The following is a 6000-nucleotide window of genomic DNA, read 5'->3' on the forward strand; positions in this document are numbered from 1 at the left end:
TTTTTTTTCATCTAAGAATCATGTAAAATGAAAGCAGGTGATTTATTTTTAGGAGAGTGAACAAATGCAGCAAAGAATGACTTGGGGCGAATCTATTTCTATCTCTAAAAACCAATGGTTCAAAAAATATCAAGAGTTGTCAAAAGAGGAACCGAATCATATCCTGCTTGAAAGCGGTCGAGGCGGAAAGTTTCAAATGATGGGATTAAAACCTGTAGCCATTTTGCGAGGCGAACAAAACGAGCTTCATATCAAAACGGATGACCAAGCTACTGTTCAAAAAGGTAATCCGCTTCATCTTATGCGAGACTGGGTGAAGAAGTTTGAAGCAGAGGTGAATCCAGATCTTCCTCCTTTTCAAGGTGGAGCAATTGGCTTTATTAGCTATGATTATATCCGCTATGTAGAAACCATACCTGACCTTGCTGAAGATTCATTGAAAACGCCGGACGTTTATTTCCTTATTTTCGATGACGTATTTGTATACGATCAAGAAAAGGAAAAGCTCTGGATTATCGTTAATGACGAAGCAGATTGCAAAGAGCAGGCACATAAGCGTATTGATCAATACAAAAAGGACTGGATGGAGGCAAGTGATGAAGGACTCTCATATGAGCGGATTCATCGTGTTGCCGAAAAGATTGAGGTTTCGATGTCTGAAGCTGCTTTTTCAGATGCCACTACTCGCGTACATGAGTACATCGGGCAAGGCGATGTGTTTCAAGTGAACTTATCTGTTCGACAGTCTCAACAGCTTCAAACTCATCCTATGCATATCTACGAACAGGTACGAAAAATCAACCCGTCTCCTTACATGTCTTATATGCAGACAGAAGAATTTCACATTGTGAGCTGTTCACCAGAACTATTAGTGAAAAAAGCCGGTGATGAAATCAGTACGAGACCGATTGCGGGAACGCGCTCTCGCGGTAAAGATGATCAAGAAGACCAACAGTTAGCGGATGAGCTTATTCACAACGAAAAAGAGCGTGCAGAGCATGTGATGCTTGTTGACTTGGAGCGTAATGATCTTGGTAGAGTAAGCGAATACGGTACTGTGCATGTTGACGAGTTTATGGTTATTGAAAAATATTCACATGTGATGCATATTGTGTCTAATGTAAAAGGCAAGCTCGCGCGCAACAAAGATTTTGTAGATATCGTAGATGCGGTTTTTCCTGGAGGAACGATTACTGGAGCACCTAAAGTTCGTACAATGGAAATCATTGAAGAACTTGAACCAGTTCGACGAGGAATTTATACAGGATCGATTGGTTGGATTGGGTTTAATGGAGATATGGAATTAAATATTGCGATTCGCACTATGATTATTCAAGACGGCCAAGCTTATGTACAGGCTGGTGCGGGTGTTGTGATTGATTCAAATCCGAAACACGAATACAAAGAATCACTGAAAAAAGCAATTGCACTATGGAAAGCAAAAGAGCAGAGCGAAAATGAGCTGAGTGAGGGTGAGTAAAGATGATATTAATGATTGATAATTATGATTCTTTTACGTTTAATTTAGTACAGTATTTAGGTGAGCTAGGGCATGAGCTTCTTGTAAAAAGAAATGATGAAATTACACTTTCTGAAATTGAAGTGCTAAATCCAGATTTCTTGATGATCTCCCCGGGACCATGCAGTCCTAATGAAGCGGGAATCAGTCTAGAAGCCATCGAGTATTTTGCAGGTAAGATTCCAATATTCGGTGTATGCTTAGGGCATCAGTCGATTGGGCAAGCTTTTGGAGGGAATGTGATTCGTGCGGATAAATTAATGCACGGTAAAACATCTGAAATGCATCATGATGGCCGTACTATCTTTAAAGATCTTGATAATCCGTTCACGGCAACGCGATACCATTCTTTGATTGTAGAAAAAAGTTCACTGCCGGATTGTTTTGAAATTTCAGCGTGGACAGCAGAAGATGAAATTATGGCGATTCGCCATAAATCATTACCTATTGAAGGAGTACAGTTCCATCCTGAATCTATCATGACTTCTTACGGTAAAGAAATGTTGAAGAATTTTATTGAAACTTACGAAAAAAAGCGAGTGTAATGATATGTATATATACGTAAATGGCGAAGTAAAGCCTGCGTCTGAAGCCACTATTTCTCCGTTTGATCACGGATATATGTATGGCCTAGGGCTGTTTGAAACGTTACGAGTTTATGAAGGTCATCCATTTTTAGTGGAAGACCATCTGGATCGACTGCGTAGCAGCTTACGTGAATTAAATATTGTATGGGACTACTCTACACAGGACGTGTTGGAAATCATTAATAGTCTGTTAATGAAAAACAATGAGAGGAATGCGTATGTTCGATTAAATGTCTCAGCAGGAAATGGCGGAATTGGCTTGCAGGTGGAAGAATACGACAAGCCATCTACAATAGTATATATGAAATCAATGCCTCATCCATCGAGCCCCCTTGTAAAAGAGGGGCTTATTCTTGAGACGAAACGAAATACGCCTGAAGGAACCATGAGGTTAAAGTCTCATCATTATTTAAATAATGTACTAGCTAAGCGAGAAGTTGGTTCAGACTTAAATAAAGAGGGTATCTTTTTAACAAAAGAAGGGTTCTTAGCCGAAGGTATTGTGTCCAATTTATTTTTTGTAAAAGATGATTGTGTATATACGCCGTCTCTTGAAACAGGTATCTTAAATGGAATTACGAGACAGTTTATCTTTACGCTTTTACAAAAGAAAAACATAGAGGTTGTAGAAGGCTTATTTACGGTGGAACAGCTCTTGGAGGGTGATGAAGCTTTCGTTACAAATTCCATTCAAGAAATCGTACCTCTTCGAAGTATAAAGGATAAGCAGTTTTCAGTAGGAGACCATACGCTGACAGCTCAGTTGCAAAAAGAGTATCGCTCTTACACTATGTCGCTAATGAGTCGACACGAGCTACATGTATAAAAGCGAAAGGAGAGACTAAAGATGGATAAAATTTATGTGAATGATATGCGTTTCTATGGCTATCATGGCGTATTTCCAGAAGAAAATAAATTAGGGCAGCGTTTTCACGTGGATTTAGCTGTGGGACTGGATTTAAAGCAAGCTGGTACTACGGACAATTTAGAATACTCGGTGAGCTATGCAGATTTATACCAAACATGCCAGGAAGTTGTAGAGAAGCGCACGTTCAAGTTAGTTGAAACGGTGGCTGAAACGATTGCATCTGAATTGCTTGCTAATTACGAACTCGTGCAGGCTTGTACAGTAAAAGTATATAAGCCCGATCCGCCAATTCCCGGTTATTATCAATCGGTAGCTATTGAAATTAAAAGGAGCCGTTGAATGACAACAGAAGCATATATTGCATTAGGATCAAATATTGAAAATCGAATGGAACATTTGAAGTCAGGAGTTACTGGCTTGATGAAACACTCTGAGATTAAGGTAGTGGCTGTTTCATCTGTTTATGAAACGGCCCCGGTCGGGTATACGAATCAAGCAAGCTTTTTAAACATGGTAGTAAAAATACAAACAACGTATTCGTCAGAGCACCTTTTAGATTGTTTGCAAGCCATTGAACAAACGGCAGGCCGAAAAAGAGAGATTGTATGGGGACCTAGAACCCTTGATTTAGATATCTTACTTTATAGTAATGAAATCATTCATACGGATAGACTGAGCGTCCCTCATCCCCGAATGTTTGAACGAGCGTTTGTGATGGTTCCTCTAAACGAACTAGCTCCATCTCTTATTCTCCCTGTAGCAGAAGAAAAAGTTGAAACCATCACAACACGTTTATCAGATTTAAAAGATGTAAAATTATTTCAAGAGCAAACAACGGGTATACTAGATATGTTCGAAAATAATCGTAATGATTTACATAAGTGAAAATGAATCTTATTAGTTGATTCATTTTTATATTGGCGTAAAGTAGAGTTCTGAGTAAAAACTTTGAGGTTTGGGTTCGCAGGTTGTTGGTTTATTCGGTAGCTTGTTAGAGAAATCGAAGAAAAAGAGAAGCAAAGCAAGAATAAAGCGATTTGACATAGAGAAACGACTGAACCTATAATAATTTTAAAGAAACGTAGTAGTTGCCAGTAAACATGCTGGCCTTTTTTCTGTTTCGGAAAACTTAATTATACGATGGAGATGAGTAAACGATGAGTCATGAAGAATTAAATGATCAATTTCTCGTTCGTCGCGAAAAAATGAGCAACCTACGAGATCAAGGTATTGATCCGTTTGGTCAACGTTTTGAACGTACACATACATCACAGCAATTAATTAGTGAGTATGACGAGTTAACAAAAGAACAGTTAGAAGAAAATGAAGTGCCTGTGTCACTAGCTGGTCGTATTATGACAAAGCGTGGAAAAGGAAAAGCAGGTTTCGCTCACGTTCAAGATTTAACAGGACAAATTCAGCTTTATGTACGTAAAGATGCAATTGGCGAAGAACAGTACGAAATCTTCAGCAGCGTAGATATTGGTGACTTGGTAGGGGTTGAAGGTGTTTTATTCAAAACAAAAGTTGGCGAACTTTCTATTAAAGTAAAAGATTTTACGTTACTAACAAAAGCGCTTCGTCCACTTCCAGATAAATATCATGGTTTAAAAGATATTGAACAGCGCTACCGTCAACGTTACTTAGATTTAATTACAAACCCAGAAAGTAAACAAACATTTATCTCAAGAAGCCGCATTATTCAATCGATGCGCCGTTACTTAGATAATCATGGATATTTAGAAGTTGAAACACCGATGATGCATTCAATCGCAGGTGGAGCAGCAGCTCGTCCGTTTGTGACACACCACAACGCGCTTGATATGGAACTTTATATGCGTATTGCGATTGAACTTCATTTAAAACGTTTAATCGTAGGTGGATTAGAAAAAGTATATGAAATTGGCCGTGTATTCCGTAATGAAGGTATATCTACACGTCACAATCCTGAATTTACAATGATCGAATTGTACGAAGCGTATGCGGACTACAAAGATATCATGGCTTTAACAGAGAACTTAATTGCACACATTGCGCAAGAAGTACTTGGCACAACAAAGATTCAGTATGGCGATCAAGAGGTAGATTTAACTCCAGAATGGACAAGACTTCATATGGTCGATGCTATTAAACAATATACGGGCGTAGACTTCTGGGGAGAAACATCTGTTGAAGAAGCTCGTGCTTTAGCGAAAGAACACGGGGTAGAAATCACTGAACATATGCAATATGGACATATTGTAAATGAATTCTTTGAACAAAAAGTAGAAGAGCAGTTAATTCAACCAACGTTCATTTACGGACATCCTGTAGAAATCTCTCCATTGGCTAAGAAAAATGCGGAAGATCCGCGTTTTACTGACCGTTTTGAGCTGTTTATCGTTGCACGTGAACACGCCAACGCATTTACAGAGCTAAATGATCCAATTGACCAACGTGAGCGCTTTGAAGCTCAGTTGAAAGAGAAAGAACAAGGAAACGATGAAGCACATGAGATGGATGATGACTTTATTGAGGCATTAGAATATGGTATGCCACCTACAGGTGGTCTAGGAATCGGTATTGACCGTCTTGTTATGTTACTAACAAATGCACCGTCAATCCGTGATGTACTATTATTCCCACATATGCGTCAACGCTAAAAAAGAGATGGCTACGGCCATCTTTTTTTAGTTAGTAATATTAGAAAATTTAAACTTTTAATTTACCTCTTGTTTTTATGAAAACGATTTGGTATATTTATATCTGTTGCTAACGCAGATAAGCGAAAACAACAAAAAGAAATAAAAAAAGTTGTTGACATTACGTTAATAACTTGATAAGATAGTAAAGTCGCTTAAGAGCGGCAGTTGAACTTTGAAAACTGAACAAAGCGACAAACGTCAACGTTAATTTTTATTTTTTTAAATTGAGCAAGTCAAACATTTCTTCGGAGAGTTTGATCCTGGCTCAGGATGAACGCTGGCGGCGTGCCTAATACATGCAAGTCGAGCGAACTGATTAGAAGCTTGCTTCTATGACGTTAG

General features: G+C 38.6%; 6 protein-coding genes and 1 rRNA gene. All 7 read left to right on the forward strand.

Annotated elements, in window-relative coordinates:
* Positions 1-64 precede the first annotated feature (64 nt).
* Positions 65-1480, forward strand: coding sequence for an aminodeoxychorismate synthase component I (pabB, locus tag LJC66_RS00345; RefSeq protein WP_195695615.1), 1416 nt, complete (start codon positions 65-67; stop codon positions 1478-1480).
* A 2-nt stretch (positions 1481-1482) separates the two neighbouring features.
* A complete protein-coding gene (gene pabA / locus LJC66_RS00350; RefSeq protein ID WP_028412652.1) occupies positions 1483-2064 on the forward strand; it encodes an aminodeoxychorismate/anthranilate synthase component II in 582 nt (193 codons plus the stop codon).
* 4 nt (positions 2065-2068) lie between these two features.
* A complete protein-coding gene (gene pabC, locus LJC66_RS00355; protein ID WP_195695614.1) occupies positions 2069-2932 on the forward strand; it encodes an aminodeoxychorismate lyase in 864 nt (287 codons plus the stop codon).
* 21 nt (positions 2933-2953) lie between these two features.
* Positions 2954-3313: a dihydroneopterin aldolase gene (folB, locus tag LJC66_RS00360; RefSeq protein ID WP_230931635.1), complete on the forward strand. Its 360-nt coding sequence runs from the start codon at positions 2954-2956 to the stop codon at positions 3311-3313.
* On the forward strand, positions 3314-3859 hold the full coding sequence (gene folK, locus LJC66_RS00365) for a 2-amino-4-hydroxy-6-hydroxymethyldihydropteridine diphosphokinase (protein WP_230931636.1): 546 nt from the start codon (positions 3314-3316) through the stop codon (positions 3857-3859).
* A 272-nt stretch (positions 3860-4131) separates the two neighbouring features.
* Positions 4132-5616 (forward strand): lysine--tRNA ligase, encoded by a 1485-nt coding sequence (lysS, locus tag LJC66_RS00370; RefSeq protein ID WP_050691233.1) that lies wholly within the window; start codon positions 4132-4134, stop codon positions 5614-5616.
* Between the two features lie 284 nt (positions 5617-5900).
* Positions 5901-6000, forward strand: a 16S ribosomal RNA gene (locus LJC66_RS00375); the annotation flags it as partial.

Origin of the sequence: Priestia sp. TSO9, assembly GCF_021029645.1 — a bacterium.
GTDB lineage: Bacteria > Bacillota > Bacilli > Bacillales > Bacillaceae_H > Priestia > Priestia megaterium_E.